The sequence below is a fragment of the Hufsiella ginkgonis genome (assembly GCF_009834915.1).
Classification (GTDB): domain Bacteria; phylum Bacteroidota; class Bacteroidia; order Sphingobacteriales; family Sphingobacteriaceae; genus Hufsiella; species Hufsiella ginkgonis.
The window spans coordinates 763,782-786,500 of sequence record NZ_WVHS01000001.1 but is presented as its reverse complement, the minus strand read 5'-3'; the positions used below and the strand labels follow the sequence as shown (position 1 = coordinate 786,500).

Annotated in this window: 24 protein-coding genes; 13 read left to right on the top strand and 11 right to left on the bottom strand. The window is 45.5% G+C overall.

All coding sequences use genetic code 11. From position 1 onward, the window contains the following. Nucleotides 1-299: 299 nt before the first annotated feature. A complete protein-coding gene (locus GS398_RS03340; RefSeq protein ID WP_160905299.1) occupies nucleotides 300-2,468 on the bottom strand; it encodes a pectate lyase-like domain-containing protein in 2,169 nt (722 codons plus the stop codon). Between the two features lie 737 nt (nucleotides 2,469-3,205). On the opposite strand from GS398_RS03340, the gene GS398_RS03335 reads away from it, so the two are divergent. The 7 genes from GS398_RS03335 to GS398_RS03310 all read left to right on the top strand — a co-directional run bounded on the left by GS398_RS03335 (nucleotide 3,206) and on the right by GS398_RS03310 (nucleotide 8,022). After that, a complete protein-coding gene (locus GS398_RS03335; protein WP_160905298.1) occupies nucleotides 3,206-3,778 on the top strand; it encodes a Crp/Fnr family transcriptional regulator in 573 nt (190 codons plus the stop codon). A 93-nt stretch (nucleotides 3,779-3,871) separates the two neighbouring features. After that, nucleotides 3,872-4,603, top strand: a complete 732-nt coding sequence (locus GS398_RS03330) for a sterol desaturase family protein (RefSeq protein ID WP_160905297.1) — start codon at nucleotides 3,872-3,874, stop codon at nucleotides 4,601-4,603. A 75-nt stretch (nucleotides 4,604-4,678) separates the two neighbouring features. Further along, nucleotides 4,679-5,053 carry a DUF6232 family protein gene (locus GS398_RS03325; protein WP_160905296.1) on the top strand — a complete coding sequence of 125 codons (375 nt, stop codon included), beginning with the start codon at nucleotides 4,679-4,681 and terminating at the stop codon, nucleotides 5,051-5,053. A gap of 267 nt (nucleotides 5,054-5,320) precedes the next feature. Beyond that, nucleotides 5,321-5,854, top strand: a complete 534-nt coding sequence (locus GS398_RS03320; protein ID WP_202405942.1) for a DUF488 domain-containing protein — start codon at nucleotides 5,321-5,323, stop codon at nucleotides 5,852-5,854. Nucleotides 5,855-6,276: 422 nt separating this feature from the next. Beyond that, entirely contained in the window at nucleotides 6,277-6,549 is a 273-nt protein-coding gene (locus tag GS398_RS22930; protein WP_439649213.1) for a DUF6934 family protein, read from the top strand. A gap of 457 nt (nucleotides 6,550-7,006) precedes the next feature. Continuing rightward, on the top strand, nucleotides 7,007-7,567 hold the full coding sequence (locus GS398_RS03315; protein WP_160905295.1) for a Panacea domain-containing protein: 561 nt from the start codon (nucleotides 7,007-7,009) through the stop codon (nucleotides 7,565-7,567). Next, nucleotides 7,564-8,022: a hypothetical protein gene (locus GS398_RS03310; protein ID WP_160905294.1), complete on the top strand. Its 459-nt coding sequence runs from the start codon at nucleotides 7,564-7,566 to the stop codon at nucleotides 8,020-8,022. Before GS398_RS03315 ends, GS398_RS03310 begins: the two co-directional genes overlap by 4 nt. 91 nt (nucleotides 8,023-8,113) lie before the next feature. On the opposite strand, the gene GS398_RS03305 is transcribed toward GS398_RS03310, so the two are convergent. Then, on the bottom strand, nucleotides 8,114-8,290 hold the full coding sequence (locus GS398_RS03305) for a hypothetical protein (protein ID WP_160905293.1): 177 nt from the start codon (nucleotides 8,288-8,290) through the stop codon (nucleotides 8,114-8,116). 380 nt (nucleotides 8,291-8,670) lie between these two features. On the opposite strand from GS398_RS03305, the gene GS398_RS03300 reads away from it, so the two are divergent. Next, a complete protein-coding gene (locus GS398_RS03300) occupies nucleotides 8,671-9,105 on the top strand; it encodes a hypothetical protein (protein WP_160905292.1) in 435 nt (144 codons plus the stop codon). Nucleotides 9,106-9,422: 317 nt separating this feature from the next. On the opposite strand, the gene GS398_RS03295 is transcribed toward GS398_RS03300, so the two are convergent. The 8 genes from GS398_RS03295 to GS398_RS03260 form a co-directional block, all read right to left on the bottom strand. Then, a complete protein-coding gene (locus GS398_RS03295; RefSeq protein ID WP_160905291.1) occupies nucleotides 9,423-12,530 on the bottom strand; it encodes an HsdR family type I site-specific deoxyribonuclease in 3,108 nt (1,035 codons plus the stop codon). Next, on the bottom strand, nucleotides 12,517-13,698 hold the full coding sequence (locus tag GS398_RS03290; protein ID WP_160905290.1) for an AAA family ATPase: 1,182 nt from the start codon (nucleotides 13,696-13,698) through the stop codon (nucleotides 12,517-12,519). The genes GS398_RS03295 and GS398_RS03290 overlap by 14 nt, the downstream gene beginning before the upstream one ends. 9 nt (nucleotides 13,699-13,707) lie before the next feature. Further along, nucleotides 13,708-14,877 carry a restriction endonuclease subunit S gene (locus GS398_RS03285; RefSeq protein ID WP_160905289.1) on the bottom strand — a complete coding sequence of 390 codons (1,170 nt, stop codon included), beginning with the start codon at nucleotides 14,875-14,877 and terminating at the stop codon, nucleotides 13,708-13,710. Beyond that, a complete protein-coding gene (locus tag GS398_RS03280) occupies nucleotides 14,874-16,421 on the bottom strand; it encodes a type I restriction-modification system subunit M (protein ID WP_160905288.1) in 1,548 nt (515 codons plus the stop codon). The genes GS398_RS03285 and GS398_RS03280 overlap by 4 nt, the downstream gene beginning before the upstream one ends. A gap of 28 nt (nucleotides 16,422-16,449) precedes the next feature. After that, the gene (locus GS398_RS03275; protein WP_160905287.1) at nucleotides 16,450-16,848 is read right to left on the bottom strand and encodes a helix-turn-helix domain-containing protein; all 399 of its coding nucleotides are present in this window, start codon (nucleotides 16,846-16,848) and stop codon (nucleotides 16,450-16,452) included. Nucleotides 16,849-16,878: 30 nt separating this feature from the next. Further along, the gene (locus tag GS398_RS03270) at nucleotides 16,879-17,172 is read right to left on the bottom strand and encodes a type II toxin-antitoxin system HigB family toxin (protein WP_160905286.1); all 294 of its coding nucleotides are present in this window, start codon (nucleotides 17,170-17,172) and stop codon (nucleotides 16,879-16,881) included. A gap of 406 nt (nucleotides 17,173-17,578) precedes the next feature. After that, nucleotides 17,579-18,331: a hypothetical protein gene (locus GS398_RS03265; RefSeq protein ID WP_160905285.1), complete on the bottom strand. Its 753-nt coding sequence runs from the start codon at nucleotides 18,329-18,331 to the stop codon at nucleotides 17,579-17,581. 218 nt (nucleotides 18,332-18,549) lie between these two features. Further along, nucleotides 18,550-18,774, bottom strand: coding sequence for a helix-turn-helix domain-containing protein (locus GS398_RS03260; RefSeq protein ID WP_160905284.1), 225 nt, complete (start codon nucleotides 18,772-18,774; stop codon nucleotides 18,550-18,552). Between the two features lie 347 nt (nucleotides 18,775-19,121). On the opposite strand from GS398_RS03260, the gene GS398_RS03255 reads away from it, so the two are divergent. The 5 genes from GS398_RS03255 to GS398_RS03235 all read left to right on the top strand — a co-directional run bounded on the left by GS398_RS03255 (nucleotide 19,122) and on the right by GS398_RS03235 (nucleotide 22,000). After that, entirely contained in the window at nucleotides 19,122-19,442 is a 321-nt protein-coding gene (locus GS398_RS03255; RefSeq protein ID WP_160905283.1) for a hypothetical protein, read from the top strand. A gap of 182 nt (nucleotides 19,443-19,624) precedes the next feature. Further along, a complete protein-coding gene (locus GS398_RS03250) occupies nucleotides 19,625-20,113 on the top strand; it encodes a hypothetical protein (RefSeq protein ID WP_160905282.1) in 489 nt (162 codons plus the stop codon). A 98-nt stretch (nucleotides 20,114-20,211) separates the two neighbouring features. Beyond that, nucleotides 20,212-20,796 (top strand): hypothetical protein, encoded by a 585-nt coding sequence (locus GS398_RS03245; RefSeq protein WP_202405941.1) that lies wholly within the window; start codon nucleotides 20,212-20,214, stop codon nucleotides 20,794-20,796. Nucleotides 20,797-20,816: 20 nt separating this feature from the next. Continuing rightward, complete coding sequence (locus GS398_RS03240; RefSeq protein ID WP_160905281.1) at nucleotides 20,817-21,287, top strand: hypothetical protein; 471 nt, start codon at nucleotides 20,817-20,819, stop codon at nucleotides 21,285-21,287. A 281-nt stretch (nucleotides 21,288-21,568) separates the two neighbouring features. Then, nucleotides 21,569-22,000, top strand: coding sequence for a DUF5655 domain-containing protein (locus GS398_RS03235; RefSeq protein ID WP_160905280.1), 432 nt, complete (start codon nucleotides 21,569-21,571; stop codon nucleotides 21,998-22,000). 48 nt (nucleotides 22,001-22,048) lie between these two features. Here the strand turns inward: GS398_RS03235 and GS398_RS03230 are convergent, their stop codons facing one another. Continuing rightward, the gene (locus GS398_RS03230; RefSeq protein WP_160905279.1) at nucleotides 22,049-22,663 is read right to left on the bottom strand and encodes a WG repeat-containing protein; all 615 of its coding nucleotides are present in this window, start codon (nucleotides 22,661-22,663) and stop codon (nucleotides 22,049-22,051) included. Nucleotides 22,664-22,719: the final 56 nt, after the last annotated feature.

The window sequence follows — 22,719 nt, the reverse complement described above, 5'->3', positions numbered from 1 at the left end:
CAACCCTAAATTATCGTCCAGCCCGCCGAAAATGCAGCTTTGATAATTAGGTGACCCATAGAAAAATCTGGCTTCGTAACCCGCAATAAATCAGTTATTTACTTGCAGCGTATTATTCTGCCATCCCGACACACCTAAAATCTCAATATATACCATCAAATATCCAGCAGGCCGACACCTATCAGTCATTCTTGAGCAACGTAGCTTTGTTAGTCGAACATTGTTTATTAAAGAATTCAAGAACCAATATGACACAAGCTTTGTTTAAAAACTCCCGGTAAAGGTGTCCTATTTCTTAATTACTTATCCATACCGATATAAGCAGGATATGATTCACGATCGGGCAAATCAAATCCTTCGTCGTAAGGTGGTGTGCCTGTACCATTGTTGTATGATGCCACGCGTTTTACACCAGTTGCCGTGCTGCCACCAATGCCATTCACCACGTTTTGGATATTACCCGGACCAGAAAAACGCGTGATACACATTTTCTCGAGTGTCACATTCGGGCTGTTAGGTATTTCAAAGCCGTTTTTCTTGTTCACATGGCCATCGGTTCCTGTGAAAACAGCGTAAGAACCCATTCCTATACTGTGATGTTCTTTTACGGTATTAGCTACCTTGAAAGCCGCATAACCATCAACTCGGCCTCCCTGGCTGCTCCAGGCTGCCTGGTCCGGGGCATCGTACGGCGGTTCGTTCTGTAAAAAATAGGTTCTGCCACGTTCTCCCAACCATAGTACTTCATATTCCTGGTAGTGCTCGGCAAACAGGGCGTAAAGCGTAACGTCATCACCGGTAACGATCAACCCGTTTTTACACCGGTCTCTTGTCCAGCGTGCATTTCCGCCACGTTGCGATCCATGGTCGGCGCGCCACAACCAGAAGTGATCGCCCACCACGTTGTTGCTGTTTATTTGCATCGAAGCATGTACCTGGATGTTTTTTGACTGAACGCCGCCTATCCTGCAAGTAATGTCGGTAAGCAAAAGCGGGTTTGCAGAATGGTCTGCATTCGCTCCTTCGTTACCAATTCTGACCTGGTAAGTGGTACTGTTAAACGAATCCATCAACAATCCGGCAATGATAATTCCGTCCTTATCGTCGGCATAGATACATCCCCAGGTGTTTTTTTCGGTAGGCTCCAGCGTTACGGAAGCGATACCGGCACCTAAAAGTATTGCGTCTTTTCTATTCACCTGGATAGGCGCATTTAATGAATAATGTCCCGGGGTGAAAAATACATTTTTGCCGGCTTTTAGGGCTTTGTTAATTTCCGTATCCGTGTCGCCTTCTTTGGCAACATACCAGTCTTTAAGCAGATCCTGGATTTTACCTTTGCCCATACCTGTTGACGACCAGGAAAGTCCTGCCCTGTCCTTTTGCCATGCCGGGACAAATACTTTGTATTCGCCATCCTTGTCTATAAAAAGGAAAGGTTTCTCCCTGATAATGGGTGTAGCAGGAATCGGAGTATTGATATGATCCGCTTGCGGAGCATTGATGCAACCCTGCCAAACCATATTATACGAACCGCCCATGGCTCCCGGGCCAGCAGGGAAGACGGTGTTCCTGGTGTACCATTGTTGTTGTCCGCCCCAGTTTGGCCTGGCCGACGTATAACGGGTGTCTGCAATAAAACCACCGCTGCCCCAAAAGTTATTGCTTCCAACATCCGAAATATATTTCGACGTGCTTTCAATCAGCATTCTCCGTGCACTGGTCGATTGGGAAACTGTCCAGGCAAAATCCCGCATCACTGCCACATTTTCCACAGAACGCCAAAATGTACACGTGGCATTTGCTCCGCCCGAAAGGTGAGGCCGGGTGAATATAGCACCCAGTTTAACGTCTCCAGGTAATTTGCCCAAACCACCGATGTGAGAGTAGAACCCCAATTCTATCGAGTTAGCCGCTGCCGATGATGCAGAACCCGACCCACCCGCATCGTAAGTTTGACCATCAACATTCGCTTTGAAATAATATGCCTGGCGTTTTGTAGTCCATTCGCCATTTGATCCGCTTCGGCCAATGGCGCCAAAATGCGAATTGATTTCGTTTCGTGCAGTTGCTGCTTTTTCATATTTCCTGTCATAGAAATACATATTGTTACCAAAAATTTGGTTCTCCAGCGAAAGTATGATGGTGATAGAGTCACGGGTAATTTTATAATAGTTTTCGTATTTATCTGCATTCGGTTTGGTATCTGTAAATTTCGGCGCAGAAGTGGAACCTACCGGCATAAAATCTGACGCCAATCGACTGCCTCCTCTGGTGATCACATAATTCCCCGAAGAGCCGAATGCTGGCCATGATAACGTCAGGCTATGCTTCTTCTTATTGTAAACAATTTTGCCCGCTATCTTACCCTCCTGTTTTTTTTCTCCAGGTGAGTAGGATGTTACAAGACTGCATAGAATCAATATAAACGCAAATGCGATAAACACAGAGATCACTTTTCTATGCATAAGAATATTATTTTTATACTATCAGGTTTTTAGGTTCCTAAGATGGTGAATAACCCTTTAACCTATATATATCCCGATTTTATTTTCCTGGCACATCTGTAATTTTATTGTGGACGAATACAAAGTGCAACCATTTTAGAAGACTCAAAATATCCGTCCTTCTGTTTAGCGCGCGGGGCAGTTTCGACACTTTGTTTTTGCCGGCAGGTCGCCGGAGCTCGTACTGGTGTATAAGATCCTGGTGACCACAACCAATGTACTTATAAATTTTCCTGGTCGTTAATATCTTTGGCTCGCCCGGAAGAACGCTTGGCATCCCTTAAGTCGTCCAGGTGAATAGTTCTGATAAGCAGCCCGTAGTCTTCAAAAATAACGCTTTCCCGAAACAGTCAGCAAAGTTAAGGCCTTTCACCTTTACCATGATATCGATAGCCGAAGGAGGTTTCCAAAGCTAAACACGTCCAAACTTGGATGGTGAAGAAGCTTTTCCAGCGTCAGGTTGTTAAGCCGCTGTATAATCCCTAAAGTCTTCGTTGAAGATATTGCTCATTGCCGTGCCCTTGCTTTAACCTGGTTCGATCCAGGCGGGGAGGGTTATTTTCGGGAAAATTATACGGCACGCTGTTCAAGTGGTTGGCTATACGGCAACGTTCCTGCCAGCTCAACGCCTTGTATAGCCGGCGTGCGAAGTGGAAACTTCTTCCGCAGAGCGGCCGGTTTTGCTAACTTTAATTCTTATGTCGCCCCTTGAGCATCTTCTCCACAGGTTCAGCCGCCTTTATCCCCCCGGCAATCCGCTGCAGGATTTCCTGCACACGCATACACGCGTTTACGAGCTTCCCCCACGGCACGTTCTCCTGGAGGAAGGCACTACCTGCCGGAAGATCTATTTCATCCATTCGGGATTTGCACGGGCCTGCTACTTTAACGACGGCAAGGAGGTTACCGCCTGGTTTATGGGCGAGGGCGACGTGATCATCTCCGTGTACAGCTTCTTCACCCAAACGCCCGGCGCCGAACGCATCGAGCTGCTGCAGGACAGCACGCTGGTAAGCCTTTCCTACGAACGGCTGCAGGAAGCGTATCGCCTGTTCCCGGAGTTCAACGTGATCGGGCGGCGGCTCACAGAACATTACTACATCCTTAGCGAGGCGCGCGCCATCGGCTTGCGGATGCTTCACGCGAAGGAGCGGTACAACCGGTTATTGGACCAATACCCATCGGTACTGCAAAACGCGTCGCTGGGGCAGATCGCTTCCTACCTCGGTATTACCCAGGAAACGCTGAGCCGCATCCGCCGGCGGAAATAACGCACCGAAGCCCGCTGTTTATCGCTTTTTGATATTTGTCAAAAGAAACGCGGCCACACCAACCGACTTTAGTGTTCAACTAAACACGTTGTTATGCTTACCGTCATCTTTATTTGTTTTACTTTCTGCTTCCTGCTCGAACGGCTCGCGCCCGGCTGGAAGCTGCCCGAAGTACCTACCTGGACGATCCGGGTCCTGGCTATCAATTTCGTTCAATTGTGCGTAGTGGTGGTGGCCGGCCTCTCGTGGGAAAAATGGCTTTCCGGCGTTTCACTCTTCCATCTTTCGCAGATCGTTCCCGATTGGGCGGGAGGAGTGATCGCGTACGTCGTCGCCACGTTCGTGTTCTACTGGTGGCACCGCTGGCGCCATGAAAGCGATTTTTTGTGGACGCGCTTTCACCAGGTCCATCACAGTCCCGCGCGGCTGGAAGTGATCACCTCGTTCTACAAGCACCCCCTGGAGATGACCGTCAACTCCGTTATCGGCAGCCTCCTCGTGTATACGCTCCTCGGCCTTAATCCCGAAGCCGGCGCCGTCTACACCCTGTGCACAGCCCTTGGCGAATTCTTTTACCACACCAACGTGAAAACGCCGCAGTGGATCGGGTACATTTTCCAGCGACCGGAAATGCACCGCATCCACCACGAATACGAGAAACATACCAACAACTACGGCGACATCGTATGGTGGGACATGCTGTTCGGCACCTACCAAAACCCCCGCGAATTTACCTCCACCTGCGGGTTCGACCAGGCGCGCGAACTGAAGTTAGGGCAGATGCTGCGGTTCAAGGATGTGCATAAGGACGGGGAAGCCGGGTAGTACGGTTTCCCGTAATAACCGGTTTGTTTAGCCGGATATTTTTGACGTACCTGGTCATCATAAAAACCAGTCATCATGGAAACAATAAACGAAACAACCTTTTACCAGGACACAACGGTGGTAGTCACCCAATCCAGGTTCAAAACCGGCTCCAAAACCTACGCGATGCGGAACATCTCTTCTGTACACGTATTCGAGATCAAAAAAAGCAGGACGGCACCCGTACTCCTGGTCGTTGCCGGCCTGCTGATGCTCTTATCCGAAGACGCGAGAGGCCTTGGAGCCGTCCTGTTGGTGGCGGGCATTATCCTGCTGCTGGTGATCAAAAACGAGTTCGCCGTAAGGATCAGCACCAACTCGGGCGAGGCGAACAGCATCGTTTCAAAGAACCGGGAGTACGTTCAGGGAATTGTGGATGCGCTGAGTGATGCGATCATTCATAGGGGGTGAGGTTATTGGAAAGGTGCTGCAGTGGCTTCGTGGGTGCTGTAGTCCCGCTATCCCTCCAAGTCCTCAGCCTCGTGCCTCGGCTTCCGGGCTTTCCGTTCTATCGGGTTTAGGAAGTTAGGCCTATTCTTCGTACCCTCCTTTCAAATCGGTATGGCTTGCATGGCAAAGAAAAACACTATTGTGGATATGTTGATAATTGACAACCCAATAAGGCAAGAAGATGACAAACCACTTGCGCAGAAAAAGATGTTTTAATTATATTTTAGCATGATGAGTTACCATCCGGTATATACCATAGGCCATGGCACACGAAAGGCTGGGGACTTCCTGAACCTGTTGAAACGATTTGGTATCGAATACCTTATCGACGTGCGCTCCGCCCCGTACTCAAAATATAACCCTCAATATAACCGGTTCGCTCTTAAAGCATTCCTGGAGCAGCATGGGATCAGGTATGTGTTTATGGGCGATGCGATGGGAGGCCGCCCGGGCGATCCTGGTTGTTATCATGCGGAGGGGAAAGTCGATTACTCTGTCGTGAAAACCAAAGAGTTCTTCCGCCAGGGTATCGAAAGGCTGAAAAAAGCCCATATACAGGGCCTGAAAGTGGCAGTGATGTGCAGCGAAAGCAAGCCTTGCGAATGCCATAGAAGCAAGTTGATTGGCGAGGTGTTAAGGGACGACGGAATTTTTCTGCAGCATATCGACGAACGGGGGAATGTAAAGCATCAAATCGAGGTGATGAACGAGCTTAATAAAGGTGTATCAGCGATCAGTTTATTCGGAGATGATCCGGTTTAGACGTCGCGTAAGTCTCACCTTTAGCAGGTGAATGAGGCCTTAGGAATAGGCGGCTTTTCCTGCTTGCATCAGCCTCGTGCCTCGGCTTCCGGACTTATGTTCTATCGGCCCCAGGAATTGGGGCGTTCTTCGTGGGATGGGTTTAAACATGCTTAGCATCCGACAATGCAAAGCTGTACTTGTCATAATGTATTCATAATCAGCCGATAGTTAGAAATTTTGTAGCTTCACAGCTTTCTGGATACTCGACGATTTTATGCATCTTCCGAAGTACACTTATACACCCGACGAGACGTTTACGAGCTACGAGTTCTTTAGCGACGGCCCGAAAGAGCCATTCGGAAGATGATCATCTTTACAGAAGCTGTTAAGCATCCGGTAACTATTTTCAATCTTGGGTTCGGTGATAAAAAACGGGTGATATCGACGATGCCGTTACAACGAATAATGAAGATCGAGACAAGGTATTAGCTACCGTAGCTTCCTCTATTCATGATTTTTGCGATAAGAACGGTAACCACCACATCTATGCTGCAGGAAGCAGCGCGGCCAGAACCCGGTTATACCAGATGAGCATTTCCAGGCATTACGACGAACTGTGCAAAGAGTTTGAAATTAAGGGCCTGAGAAATAAGCATTGGGAGCCGTTTCAGAAAAATGTAAATTATGAAGCTTTCCTGGCAAACAGACGTTAGAAAAAGTATATTTGTATAGCTATGCCACAGAATCAATCACACCAATCTCAAGAGCCTCGTACAGGAGAGGTGCGTAAGGCAAGCGACTATGCAAAGTCCCCTTACATAGTGAAGAAAACCGCCGAAGCACGGGAAACGTTGACCAAGTTTCCGCCGTTTGTTGATCCGGATAAAAAGAAATAAGGATTTTATCTTAGCAGTGCGATACTTCTTCCAAGAGTGAATTGGTAGATAAAAAAGACACGCCTTCGTAAAATAACAAAGGTACTTTACGAAACCGTTTTTTCCTGTCTAACGCACGCCGCACTGCGTTTAGGGGCGCAGGCGCCCATTCGGGGTTTTCCTTTCCATCTGGTTTAAGGCTTTAAAGTGTTTGACATTAATAAATATTTTGTTGCTAAGTATTTTAGTATAAAACTTTGTAGTTTCCTGAATTGTAGTAACTTTGTATATAATTATGACAGCCTTCCGTATCGACAAAGACAAAGCAGTGCACGCAGCACTATACGTTTTGGACCGTATAGGGCCTGCTGACTATCACAAGGTTTTCAAAATCTTGTATTTTGCTGAACAGGTTCATTTGAAGAACTTTGGCCGACCGCTTACCGGCGATTCTTACCAAGCAATGAAGTACGGGCCGGTTCCATCGTTCCTGTACGATGTTTTTAAAGCCTCAGAGAAATCTGAGTCACCCTTTGTAGAAGCAATGGTTAGGAGTAAAGCATTTGCTGTAGAGCGAGGTGCTCGCAAACCAATTGTACGGGCATTGGTGAAACCCGATCTGGACGAACTCTCCGAATCTGACCTGGAAGCTTTAACCATTTCGATCGAAGAAAATAGTATGCTGGGTTTTGATGCCCTTGTCAAAAAATCTCACGATTCGGCTTGGGATCTTGCGGAAAAGGCTGAGGATATCGAAATGTCGTATATAGACATCGCAAAAGCCGCCGGTATTTCGGATGGTATGATATCTTACATTTGTCTTCAAGCTGAAAACGCATCTTCTAAATTGGCATGACGTCTTTAGCCGATGCGTTTTCCAATGAGGAACGCGCCCGTTTTGCCAATGATAGCCTGGCTATAGGCGTGGTTATCAAGATTTTTGTTGTCGACACTACACCTCCTAAAGAGAAACGAGTGATCGTAATGGGCGAGTCCTTCGACCGTTTGCTGGTGGCCACTGTGTATATCAATACAGAACTTAATGAAAATGTGTTCCCAACAGATGAGTTGAAAAGCTTAAATCCACAGTTCCTAAGTGAAAACAGGGATTATCTTGCCCACGATTCGTACGTAGATTGTTCAAATCTGCACCCTATCAAGAAAGAGCTTTTAGCTAATATTATCGCTGGTGATCCATCCAGGGTATTGGGCAATCTTTCCGGAGATGATTTGAAGCAGTTGCGGAGTGTGATTAAGTCCGCCAAAACGATCAAGCCGAGCTTAAAGAAGACGTTCGGTTTGTTTCTGTGAGTTTATCTTACAGTAAGCTATTACAGTTGTTCTCGTAGGTTTTAAGTTTTCCAGTATTAACCCATGTGTTACGGGAAACCGTTTTTAGTGGTTAATCAAGGCGTTGCACCTTGTCTGCCTGTAACGGCCACCAGTATCCGGCCAGTCGGTAATAACTCATGTTGAGAAAAAAGTGTTCTGCTAAGGGTTTATCAGCAATGGCTAATCCACGGGCTTCCAGCTGTGCGATCAGCTGCTGAACAGTAAGCGCTGGTTTTTGGTAGATCATGCCGCGAAGAATGGATGAGGGATATAAAAAAGACACGCCCTGGGACGCTGATCTTACGGGTAGCGTGGCGTGTACCGAATACGAATTTTACCGAAATTGTTTACGGGCTTCCGCAAAATAAAAAAAATTACAGGCGGTGCTTATCGAGCGCTGTTCTTAATTAGATATGCTCTACGGTTACTGAACAGCATAATACGGCTTGAAGAAGCAAGAGCTTAAACTAATTTTCTGACAGTCAGATAATGCTATTATTGAGGAAAAACGTACCAAAAACATCTTATATCTACATAAACCTCTCCGCTGATAGCAAATTGAAAAAAATTATAATATACTCTTGCTGTTTTAACTTCATGTAGTATATTTGTACCATTGTTAGCACGATGACAAAAGTAATTAGCATACCAGAAAGCCACCTTAAGTACTTGGTACCCGCGTATCAAGCTCGGGAAGCAGAATTGGTAGCATCTATATTAGAGCTACAGGATGAGTTGCAAGTTATTAGAAAAGTGCTTTCAAGGGTTGAGGTTGAGAATTCTCAAACGCACGTGCCGACGACTTTTGAAGGCCAGAACATTAAAGAACCCTCCCTATACACGAAGGTTAGAAATGTCCTTTTAGAGGTAAATAGACCGATGTCGTTGAAGGAAATTCACCAGGCGCTGACCTCCAATGAGCCAGAGAAGATCATTTCAAAGAATACGTTGTCAGCTGTACTTACAATGAGAGTGCAGAGGAATAAACTAATCAAAGGCTCAAACGGATCATTCAACACCTATATGTTGCCGGATGACCAAAAAAATAAAGCTGAAACGTAGTTCAGCTTAAGATAGTAGCTTGGGTTGGAGAGCCTCAGCTAAGCAAACCACTGTGTAAGTAGCAATGCTCCTGTTGTAAGGGAAGCAACTACGATAAGCAGTGGATTTGTTATTTTTTAAAGATAAGTATTTTGCTGTATATTACAAAGTCTTAACGTTCTTATTTAGTGTATTAGGTCATCAGGCGATCCATCTCCTCTTCTTCGAATACCATCTGAAACTCGGCTCTGGGCTTTCCGGCCGGTCGCGTTTACGGGGGATAGGGCAGTGCTTCGTAGCGTTTACACTCTGATGTCACGCCACATTATAAATCTATGTCAGATCCTCCCACCCACGCCCTTATACTTTTCAACAAAGGCCGCAATTATTCGAAATACGCTTTGTTTTTTGGTTAGGTAAGCAGGGTTTAGTGGGCTCATTTTAGGAAGGATGGCGTTTAATTCAGTCCCATTTTCACTGGCATATTCCTTCTTTAATGATGCTGCAATGTAGCGTTTAGCTGCCTCCGAATTAAGGCCTTCACCAGTGATTATCTCGTCGACTTCCCGCTGTTGTTCGACCTGTGCGAAAGAAAAGAAAGCGTCAATAATGCCGGGCTTATCGAGGATATTGTCCAGGTTAGTTTGGTTGATGAAATCGACAAGTAAAGTTTCTTTAGCGCGGTTTCCAAGACTGGCACGAATCAAACGACGAACTTCCTCAACGAGTGCTGCTTTATCTTTTGCTTTTTTGTTGTGCTCGAAAATTATCTCAAGGATATAATCGAGATTAATCTCTTGAGATTTAAGGAGATCAACCTCAAATACAACGTCTTCCCAATCAATGGTAGAGGCGTCTTTTTCGTTAGCGGACTTTTCACGACGCAACCAGTCGCGGATATCGTTATACGTTGAACGGTAATCTTGAACTACGCGCTCAGGTAGAATGTTAATAGCGTTCATTGTGGCTATGTCGTCATCGCTTAGATAGTATTTGGCCTTGAATTCCTGTAGTGCTTCAAGATCGGTTACATCTAAATACTGCAAAGCTTTTAATCCTTCAAATTCGTCATAGTTTTGCAGCACATTCTCGACACGTAAGTACTCGCCAAATAATTTAACGAAGTCTTTTTTATCTTTCTCTTTGAAAATTTCATCAGGATTTGGAAAGCGTTGTTGCAATTCAGCTACCACTTCTAAATAGCCGCGGCGTGCTTCACCTGTTGCTGCATCAGTAAAGCCTTCCATGTATTCGTCGTAACTTTTTTCAAGTACGACGTTTTTAGTGTTTTTATCGCCAAATAACGTAATCGCATCGACTGTGGCTTGTTCCAAATCACGGAACGTAACTATGTTCCCAAAAGCCTTAGTAGCATCATAAATTCGGTTGGTCCGTGAATATGCTTGAACCAACCCGTGATAACGTAGGTTTTTGTCTACAAATAAGGTGTTCAGGGTAGGCGCATCAAATCCCGTTAAAAACATACCAACAACAATCAGCAAATCCACCTCCTGGCTTTTAACCCGTTTCGCTAGGTCCCGATAATAATTCTGAAACTCCTTACTATCGACGCCATAACTGGTCTTGAACATCGCATTATAGTCATTGATCGCTTTAGTTAAAAATTCCTTCGAACTACTTTCCATAGCGGAGGGTTCAAAAGTCTCATCAACGATCTCACCGATGGCATTTTGTTCTTCGTTGGCCGCAAAAGAGAAGATTGTGGCTATTTTAAGAGGCCTTTCACTGGCCTTTTGTAAGTTAGTTAGTTCCTCATAGTAAAACTTAGCCGCATCTACACTGCTTACGGCAAGCATGGCGTTAAAGCCTCTACCGCCGCCTTGACTTCTGTGTGTTTTTACTCTGAAACTTTGTAAAATGTACTGAGAAATTTCGCGGATACGAGCCGGGTGAAGTAACGCTGTTCTATTTTCAGCGGCACTTAACTTCTTCTCATCTTTTTCGGTCTCTATCCCCTTAAACTGAGGCCGGACATCATTGTAGTCTACCTTGAATTTCAGTACTTTTTCATCCCTAATAGCGTCAGTGATGACGTAGGAGTGTAATTCACGACCGAATACACTTGCGGTAGTTTCTGCGCCTAATGCATTTTGCGGGAATATCGGTGTTCCTGTAAAGCCGAATTGATAGAACTTTTTAAACTTTTTCTTTAGATTTTTTTGCGCCTCACCAAACTGCGAACGGTGTGCTTCATCGAAAATAAAAACGACCTGCTTTTGATAGATAGGTAGGTCATTTTCGCTTTTCATCAGATTGTTGAGTTTCTGAATAGTTGTTACGATGATTTTATTGTCGTCCTTTTCTATGTTTCTCTTTAAAACAGCTGTACTCTCTGATCCGTTCACACTATCGGGAGAGAATCGCTGATATTCCTTCATTGTTTGAAAGTCAAGATCTTTACGGTCGACCACAAAGAATACCTTATCGATAAAATCGAGTTGTGTAGCTATCCGCGCAGTTTTGAAGCTGGTGAGCGTTTTACCTGATCCTGTGGTATGCCATATGTAGCCGCCACTTTCGGCATTCGACCAATTTTTAGATTGGAATGAACTCGCAATTTTCCACAAAATCCTTTCCGTTGCCGCGATTTGATAGGGTCTCATGATGAGCAGCGTATCGCTGGTATCAAATACTGAATAGGTGAGCAAAACATTTAACAGTGTATGTTTCTGAAAAAACGTTGCTGTGAAGTCCTTAAGGTCTTTAATCAACGTATTATCAGCCTTCGCCCAATTCATGGTAAAGTCGAAACTGTTTTTATTTCGCTCGACCGTATTTGCAAAATAACGGCTGTCTGTACCGTTCGAGATAACGAAAATCTGCAGGTACTTAAACAGTGAATTGCTAATATTTAAACTCTCTTTGGTATAGCGATGTACCTGGTTAAACGCCTCGCGGATAGCAACCCCGCGTTTTTTTAGCTCGACTTGAACTAAAGGCAGGCCATTTACCAGTATGGTAACATCGTAACGGTTTGCATGCGTTCCTTTTTGCCCAAACTGGGCGATCACCTGAACTTTATTACGCGAAACATTTTTTTTATCTACTAAGTAGATGTTCTGAATATGCCCATCATCGAAAACGAAATCGTAAATGTAATTGTCATGTATCTTCCTTGTTTTCTCGACGAGATTATCACTGGGTTTATCCAAGTACTCTTCTACATAACGAGCCCACTCACTATCGGTAAACACCATTTCATTAAGCGCTTGAAGTTGTATTCTTACATTAGCAAGCATGGCTTCGATTGTAGTGAGGTTAGAAGGATTTTCATAGCCTTGATCGATTAAGTCCCGGATGAATTCACGCTCGAGAGCCGACTCCGTCTGATAAACCGCAGGGGGCTCATTCACCAGGGAAAGCTTTGCATAGTTATCAAGAACTATGAAGTTGTTCGTTTCTGCGATGGTTTTATACTGTGCCATTTTCCTCAGCGATAGGATTATCATTTGATCTGAACGGGTAGCCTTTCTTAAATTCGTCCACCAGATAACTCACTACTCTTTTGTCATTTTCTTCGACCATTGAAACTTCTTCTCCATTGTGTTTAGAATGGCTAGATAGGTTGATAATACGGTTGTAATACGCTCTACGCGATTCTCGTGGTAAAAGGTGCTCCCATTTATCATACCCTAGAAAAGTTGCCGTCTTTTCGTATATGTTACGAATGAAGTTAAAGTGATACTTTTGTATATCGCCGGACTGTATCGCTTTCTCTAATTCAGATAATAAGAACAGATGATACGAGAAAGGCGAGTCGCCGGACTCCGCCATTGAAAACGTGCCGTCGCCTAATTTTTCCAGACGTAATTTCTTCACGCCTTTTACTCTGTTGAATTCATTAGATAAGACATTGTAAAACAATGGATTGTGAGTGGTTAGAATGAACTTTAAACCTTTTGGGCTTGACTTTATTAACTCAGCTATATTTACAGCCAATTCTATAAGGTGTGTGTCATCCAGAGAGCTCACCGGGTCGTCAATAAACACATATTCCAAATCGTTAAACTGGTCAGTTTCACGTTCATCAAGCTCTGGAACATTTAGCACTTCTACAACCTGCTCAAGTAAACTATGGAACACACACCAAATCAAGTTGCTTTCTTCGCCTTTGGAAATCTTTATATTTTCGATACGATCCTCATTACCTCCTTCAATGGAGAACGTAACTTCTGAGTAGGCTGCAATAATCGCTTCCTCGTCGTTCCCCTTCCTAAGCGTATATTGTTCATTGAAACGAGGCGTTAACTTATCACTGGTGTAATGTTGAAAATTCGTTATAATGTTTGGGCCTTGTCCTTGGTCACGCAGAACCCAGTTTGTAAAATTGTTTGGCTGTATTTTAAGCTTCATGGTTAAGTCGGTATCCAGGTCATTATCCCAATAAAACAGGTCTTCCGTGAATGCATTGTAATAAAGCACTTTGATGTTTGATTCTTCGTGTTCCTCCACATCGGTTTCTTTTGGCGCTATCAATTTCTTGAATTCTCTTGACAGTCGTGTTTTTCCCGTGCCATTAAAGGCATAAATCAGCTGCACTTTTTTATCGACATCCTTTAATGTTTGTGCTATTTCTGTTAATGACTGCCCCATGTTATGCCGTTAAATATCGTTTGGGAATGTTAGCAACCTATCTCGGTAGTATTGATACTGTTTTTTTCTTAGCTCAATTTCCTTTGGCAAACCTTCACTATCGGAGTTCGTGAGAGTATCGAATTTGTCGAGAATGGAAACAATGCGTTCTTGTTCTTCGAGAGAAGGAACAGGAACTTTGTAAGGTTCAAAATCTTTTACCCGAACATGAGGAACGCCTGCACCCTTAGCCATGTTGTGAATTTTCGTTTGATCCTTCTTTAGAATATAATAAAGAAATTTTGTTATGAGAACCTTTTTATCCGGGTGGATACTGAAAGCATCGGTGAGAAAAATAGGAATGTCCCAGTAGCTTACAAGGCCTGCATATGCCCCAGATCTGGCAATAACAATTATTTCACCACTTCGATTACTTTGATCATGATAGTAGTTATAACTGGGACCATTTGCTACAACAGGGTAGTTTCCTGGATTTGCTTCTTTCTCTGTTATCGCTGTGCCACGACGAACTTCTCCAATCTCTATCAAACTTTTCCACTCCACTTTGTCCTTGTTAAAGGTCAACAATTGCTCACGATAGTAGCTATACTGCTGTTTACGCGCTGTAAGCTCTATTGTAAGCTTTGTTGTAAGCTCGGTAAGGGTGTCGAGAATACGAACTATCTCATTTTGAACTTCCCGAGGAGGGACGGGAATTTGAATTTTTCCAAAAGCTCTCTTTGATATGTTATAACGCGTTACGCCACTAGCAGTTTTCGCGATTGCTCTGCGCATATAATGGCTCCTGAACAAGTGCTTGGAAAATTGAGGTATTATCTCCACGTCTGAATTAAATCTGAGACCAAAGGAAAAACTATTCAAGTAAACTTCAGAATCAGGATTCGTGGTAACCGCAGATGACATGCCTATTTCGTCGGCTATTTCTGATGATCCGGTAAAAAGAATATCGCCGTATTTAATTTCATATTGACGTTCATTTTCAGCGACTTTTACGAATTCGAGCTGCTTAAAGTTGACCTCTGGATTGTTAAAGATGTTTTTATAAGGAACATATTTTGCATTTCCATTCTCGAAGTCAGATTTGCTTTTCCCGGTAAGGCCTCCAAATATATCAGAAATGTCCGCCAGAGACTTCCACTCCACTTCAACACCATCTAATAATTTTTCTAAATACCTCATGCTTCGATCTCTTTAATTATGGCATCAATTTCGGTACGAAGCGCAATTATCTTCTTCTCGTTTTCTGAGATCTCTTTATTCAATTCAGTAATGTCAAATTGCTCCCGCGTATCTTTGGTTTCAACATAGGAACTTACGGAGAGGTTATAGTCATTTTCTGCAATTTTGCTGTTTCCTATAGATCTGGCAACGTATGCGACTTCTTCTTTACGGTCAAAAATCTCCATAATACTGCTAATGTGCTTCTCTCCGAGCTCGTTGTTGTTACTTGCTTTTTTGAAGAAACCTTCACCACTTGCATCAATAAACTGAGTCGTACTATCAGTTTTATGTTTCGAAAGGACGAGAACGTTCACAGCTATCGAAGTTCCATAGAATAGATTAGGAGCCAAAGAGATTATGGCTTCTACGAAGTTATTATCCACCAGGTACTTTCTGATCTTTTGTTCCGCACCACCCCGATAAAAGATGCCCGGGAAACATACAATAGCTGCCCGGCCTTTACTTGAAAGATAACTTAAGGCATGCAGCACGAAGGCAAAATCCGCTTTAGATTTAGGTGCAAGCACACCGGCAGGCGCAAAGCGGTCATCGTTAATGAGGGTAGGATCGTCAGCACCAATCCAATTTACCGAGTAAGGGGGATTGGAAACAATGGCATCAAATGGTTTGTCATCGCCGAAGTGAGGATCTGTGAGCGTATTACCCAATGCGATGCTGAACTTATCATAGTTTACATTGTGTAAAAACATGTTCATACGTGCCAGGTTATAGGTGGTGTGGTTTATTTCCTGACCAAAGAAGCCTTCTTCAATAATATGATTATCAAAGTGTTTTTTCGCTTGTAGTAGTAAGGAACCTGAACCTGCAGCTGGGTCATATATTTTATTCACCGTGGTCTGCTTATGCATCGCCAGCTGTGCAATAAGCTTGGATACGTTTTGCGGCGTAAAGAACTCACCGCCCGACTTACCCGCATTGGCCGCATAATTGGAAATAAGAAATTCGTAAGCATCGCCGAAAAGGTCTATTTGGCTGTCTTCGAAATTTCCAAAGTTCAGATCGGCCACCCCTCTGATAACGGCTGCTAACCGGCTATTTTTGTTTTCTACTGTATTGCCAAGGCGTGTACTGGTCGTGTCGAAATCGGCAAACAGGCCTCTTATATCTTCTTCGGACGGATAACCGATCGCTGAGCTTTCGATCGCAGCAAATATTACGGCTAAGTCGGTATTCAGATTGGTATTGGTGCGGGCTGTTTTTGCGATATTCACAAAAAGTTGGCTAGGATAGATGAAATACCCTTTAGTTTTTATGGCATCATCCTTTATTTCGGGCGTTATAATATCATCTGATAAATTTACGTAGATAACGCTATCATCACCACCTTCTATGTAGTTAGCGAAGTTCTCACTAATGAATCGATAGAAAAGTGTTCCTAATACGAATTGTTTAAAATCCCATCCGTCGACAGAGCCACGAACCTCGTTTGCAATTTGCCATATTCGACGTTTTAGTTCTTCGCGTTGTTGGATACTTGTCATCGTGCTTTTTTAAATTTAAATATGTTTTTTAAACCAACTCCGCTCCATTCCCCTTCAATTCATACTCCTTAATCAGCGCTTCCGCCGGGATGCGCAGCAACTCGCTGAACTTGCGGATCATGGTGAGCGATAGTGCTTGCTTATAGTTTAATACCTTGCTCACGGTTCCTTTATCGCCGTATTCCCTGGCGAGATCGGCAGATTTGTACCCGAAATCTTCCATCCGGATTTTGATCAGTTCCACAGGATCCACCTCTGGTAAATCCCATTGGGCGTTTTCGTATTCGGAGATCAGGTGAACAAGCAGGAGTTTCTCTTTGTGCTCGGCCGTGCCTTTGGCGGCGTGCTTGAGCTCCTCGTACCGGGCGGTGGCCTTTTGGTAGTCCTGCTCCGAATCAATTAAAAACCATTGCGTTTTCGTTTTCATAGTCGTTACCTATCGTTTAACTCCCGTTGTTCAAATTGTTTCCGCGTCGATATCATCGTATTCTGCATGCGTGCCGATAAACCGGATTTCGACGATCTCGTCTTCATAATCCACCTCCACCACCAGGCGATACTTGTTACCCACGATCTTGAACCGGGCGCGGTTACCCTTGATCGTTTTGGCCGTGGGGAAGCTCACCAATACATCGGCGCTTTTCTTCCAGTCGGCTTTTTCCGTTACCGTTTTCCAAACCGACAGGCTTTTGGCCGCATCGGCATGCTTCCGCGCGTACTGTTGCAGCTTTTTGAGGTAAAGAATTTTCATTCGCCAACGTCTTGCCCGAGCTAACCTGATGTATTTGTAAACACTTAACAAATATACGACAATGTTGGTAAAATGCCAACAATTATTGGAAGTGTTTGTTCCGGCATATTGATGAATAGTACTGCTGTTGATGTAGACGCTCCCGCGTTAAGGACAGGAGCGGCATCCCGCAGGAGGAGGAACGACGACGAGGAGTACAGCGGATGGCCCGACCCGCAGGGGAACGCCTAAGGATCGTGTAGCAATTAAGGGGCTGGCTGGGATAAGGACCTGTTTTGGGAATAGATTTTCGAGAGGGTTTCTGGCGGGACGGCTTTGCGCCAGGACCGGTTATCAGACCATTAAACTTCCCCGTTACTATCTCCCGGTCTTACTTCCGGACGCTTTTGTGTTAGCCGGCCTTTTGTCAGGGTCTACGCCTTCTCGAATCATCTGAATGGGTGGCGGTGTCGGCTTTTTTATTTCTTGCTTGGCCATGGTCGTTGGTCTTAAAAGTTGTTGCGGATCTGCTATTTTCTCTAACGCTTAATGCAATGGGGATCGTATTTGTTACGCTCACATGCTGCACTTTGTCTTTCCCCTTATTACTTATAAAGTTGATACCGAAGGGAACAACAAGTAAACTTACGGAAATGAAGGCGTAGATCATGTACTGATGGCATTGAAACCGGTGAAATAGCTTCCTTTTATTATTCTTCTGGTTGATGTTTGCAGCATTAATGGCCAAGCCGAGCAGATATTCGTTGAACTCCCTATCAGCCTGAGCAACTGCCTGCTCATTCGTAACGCCGGTTTGCTGGCTATAAAAAGCCCGTAAGCTGGCGTGATAGTGGTTAAGATCCCCAGCATCGGGTAAATAGGCATAATCATAGCCATCATGCGCATCAGAAAACGCCTTGATTAATCGCCAAATCGAAATCGAGAGAAGAGACACTGCAACTGTAGCCACTACGAGAAACACTATCGTTAGCGCTTTACTGTTTTCGAACTCAAAGTTGGTAAGGACATAAAACAGCCCGGCGATCAACGCCGTTAATATCCCAATGGGCGTAGAAAGCGAGTTGTTAATCTCGCTCTTGTTATCGTGGCTACGATAATAAAGACTATGATAAAATTCTTCATGATTCATATCCCTGGAGCGCGTATCATTATGGCGCAAGATATTGAACAGTTTGATAACTATCTAATGATCAGTGTATTTTGACAAGTTTAAAGATATTGCCAACAATTTTCTTCTAAACTTGCATAGCCGTTAACGCGATTAAAGTAGGAACTAGAGGTTTCGCGACTCCCGAGTTAGGGACAGGAGTGGCACCCCGCAGGAGGAGGAACGACGACGAGGAGTACAGCGGATGGCCCGACCCGCAGGGGAACGCCCTAAAAATCTAACAAATCTTTTGCGCTAACCCCTAACCCCTTCGCTAATTCAAAGATTTTTGACAATTGTATATTAAACTGCCCGTTTTCGATTTTCGAAATATTACTATTATCAAGGTCGCACCGATCAGCTACTTCCCGCAAGCTTAAGCCTTTGTCTTCACGAATCTTGCGAAGATGTACTCCAAAACGAATTTGTAAATCAGCAATTTCTTCTTTCTGCATATCAATACATGGCAGATAGGAAGGTCTCTGATTTTTTTAAAATAAATGCGGTAATATATTACCGCAAATCAAAATATGTTTTTATCTTTACCTCATGACATAACAACAGTATATATTTTTGCGAACTCTTCTATAGTATAGAAAGCATTCGCACTTGAGTTCTCGCCTGGAAAACTGGTAATTTAAAAGGAACGAGACGGTAAGTGTTCAGTGCTCACGCTCAGTTATTGGCGTGGGCCTGCTTACTCGTTCCGGGTATACCAGTACCTCCAGGCGGTAAGTAGGTTCCACGCCATCTTTTTGCCGTGGTTCCCCCCATCCATCAACCCAAAAAACCGGAGGACCACATGAACGCACTCAAACTTACCCCATCCCAAACCATCAGCCACCCGGCGGCAGTTACCGGACAGGAATCATTTCCCCCTTCGCCGGCGTTCGAAACGGGCGGCGCGTTGCAACTGCACGTCCTCGAGTTTTTCCAAACCTATGGCGGCGGCGCAACCGCGGGTGCCGATCGTGCTTCGGGTGCACGCCAACGCTTATGGCACTGGTACCGATGCACCGTCTCCGGCGAGTACCATTTGCTGGAACCGCTGGAGATGGCGGGGCTGGTGCAGTTTTATGATGCGTTGGATGAGTTGCTGGGGGAGTTGGCGGAGGGGCCGTAATTGGCTTGACCCAAAGTAACCAAACTCAAGACAGAACGATGCTTCCCCGCGCAAAGGCCTTTACGCCTCCCGCGCCGTTCTGCCGGGCCACCCCCACCGTTTCGAACAAGTATTCGTTTAGCGATCATGTGGGGATGATCCCTTGCTCAACTAGTTATTGTTCACTATTAATAGATACGATCATGAAAGCATTAACCAAACACCCCGATACAACTTCTAACAAACTCACCCCCAAAGCCTGGAGTCAACTGATCTTAACCGCCGACGAATTCGCGTACTCCGCCGATCGGTATAAAGACGACAACCGCTACCGGCACCTCGCTTTATACCTGCTTCACCAGGCCACCGCCGTTGCGTTAACCGCCATCATCCGTGCCCTGCCGGTACGCCACGGGCAGGCCGTAAATACCCGGGAACAGCTCGAAGCCGTAACCCGCTTCTCACCCGAAATCGGCGCTGCCTTTCCGCGCGCCACCGCCGAAGAAGTGCGGTTATTTTACCTGTTGATGCACGCGGCCGACATTACGCACGCCTATGAATGGCAAAAAGTTACCGAAAACGAGATCGATGTACTGCAGGGTTGGGTCTCCGCGCTGATCGACCGTATCGAAAAATCGTACAAGGTGAACAGGAAACGGAAGTTGAAGGTGGTGCACGAGGCCACCTGCTGAGCGGGTACTTTGGCAACCAACCGGGGGAGGCCGGCGGCATGTATCACCGACGAAAAATAAAACGAAATTCCTATCTTCACGTCCCTAAACTTTATTACATGAAATACTTAACTTCTCTAAGCATTTGCTTATATGCTATGCTATGTACTATTCAAAGTTTTGCGCAGGGCGCCGATAAAAAGCCGGTTAACGTTCGTTTCCTGCTCGAAGGTGGCCTCGAGCTTGGCGGAGATCGCGTGGCCGAGATCTATTTTACGAATGGCGAAACGCAGTCGGTAAAAGCCGGGCAAGGCTTGGCCGTGGCAGCTGGGGGTGAAGTTACCTTTGGCGGCCTCGAAAAATTTCCGCTGCGCGCGAGTGTCGGTTTTAAATACGTGACCACCGCGGCCGACAACGCGCATATCCGTTTAACGCGCGTTCCGCTCCAGGTGACCGCCAACTGGCTGTTAACCCCGAAAATGCGTTTCGGCGCCGGCTGGGTAAGTCACCAGGCTATTCGCTTTAATGCGGATGGTATCGGCAGCAATGTATCGTTCAAAGCATCCGGCGGACCCGTTTTTGAGCTTGCTTACAAATGGGTTGGCTTGCGGTACACATCTATGAGCTATCGCGATCAGTTCGGGGTCGACTACTCGGCGAATGCGATCGGGCTGATCTTTTCAGGGGTGTTCCCGGCGAAATAGGTGTTTACCTTGCCTTACTCATGAAACAGCTTTGCACCCTTTTGCTCGTTCTTGCCTGCTCGTTGTTCAGCAAGGCGCAGCAGCCCGAAACCCTGGAAACAACGTTCAGCCGTGTGGAACGATTGCTGAACAAAACGACTAAACAGCGGTACATGGATTACCTGGGCGTAACCCGCATCGTATTATCGTTCAAAGTTTCGGAAAGCGGCGTCGTGTTAACCGAAAAAAAACAAGATGCAACGGGAGCAGCAGCCAAACCAATGGAATTGAAGTATACCAATATCCCCTGGAAGGATATGGAAATGCACCGGGTGATCGGCAGTAATAAAGTGCGAAAGTTCACGATCTGGTTTAAAAAAAACCTGAACTCATCCTACGGCGACAACGAGCCCATTGCTATTGGCACGATGGACCTGGTAGTGATGCAGGACGATGCGCCTGAATTAGAAAAGCTGATCGACGCGATCCATGGGTTTTATAAGAGTAAGTAGTAAGGTGTCCGTGGTTCAATAATAACCAGTTTTAAGTTCGACATCCATGATCGACAATTCCGTATAAAACTCTTTCTCTTACCGATCATTCTATTTGTTGCATCTTTAATCTTCGGCAGCGAAACGAATATCGCTGCCGATGGAAACGATCGGCCAGGTTACCTTTTACGAGTACTTGGGAGGGGAAAAGACGCCCTAATATGACAACAATGCCGACCGGGCAGGTAATCCAACTGCAAATCGAAAGACATTGGTTTTCCCGCCGGATAAAATCGATTCGTTTGTTAAATTTAACCAAAAAAGATGAGGGAATGAGCTGGACCTGCCCGAAATGTGACCGTGAGCTGCCTAAACCGGAACAACGCCATTATTGCGCACGGGTTAGCCTTGACAGTTTGTTTGCCGGCAGGTCACCGGAGCTCGTACTGGTGTTCGATAAGATATTGGCGGAAGTTGCCGACTGGGACGGCGTACTTGTAGGTACCACCCCGAACTGTATCGTTTTCACCCGGCGGCTCACCTTCCTGGTGATCCGGCCAATGAAGAAGGACCTGGATATTAAGTTCTATTCCAGGACGCAGCACCCGGAGAAACTGGTGCTAAAAAGTGTGGCTTCCGGCAACAAGTTCGAAAATCATATCCGGGTGGCCGTGCTGGATGACCTGCGGCCGGTGTTGTTCACTTACCTGCGGGAGTCTTACCAGTTGTTATAGGTAATGCGGAAAAGAAATAACTGGGGACGTTAATAGTAATTTGCCTCCCTAATCCTGGTCCGGCTTCCACCCGCTCAGCTTCTCCATTTCTTCAAAGGAATATGCGCCCATTTTCCTGATGCGCCCGCTTCTGTCTATAAAACCTGCCTGTTTGCAATCGATCATGTAATGTTTATCAGAATTCTCGCCCTCGCAGCACCAAAGCACTTTCTTACAGCTGCCGCCGATGATCGCCTTGTCGCGGTAAAAGTTAGACGCGGCTTCGAAACGCGGCGAAATTACCACCTTTCCCCGGTCGTTGGCGAACCCGATCCTTCCCTTATCATCAACGATCCGGATCATGCCGTACCGCAATTCATCGGGAGTGGGTTCGCCGTCGCTGGTATTATATACTTGAAATAAAGGCTTCTCATCGCGGTCGATCGCCCACCAGGATTTCCGGCCTTTGATGCCTACGATGGCGAAGGCGCGGACGGTGTCGGAAAAACAAACGTAGTATTTGGCGGTATCGAGGCGTCTTACCGTGTCGCCACCAGGACTCATGAATACATATTGAGCGCGTTGCTGTGTGGTATCTTGTCTTACCAGCAGGTATCCTGGCGCGGGGCGCCGGCACGATGAAAGGGCGGTGAGCGAAAGCAGGAAGAAGGCGATTCTTTTCATGGGTATAGTGTGGGATGATTTGGTTACGGTCAATCCCAGGCATTAAATTTCCGAAA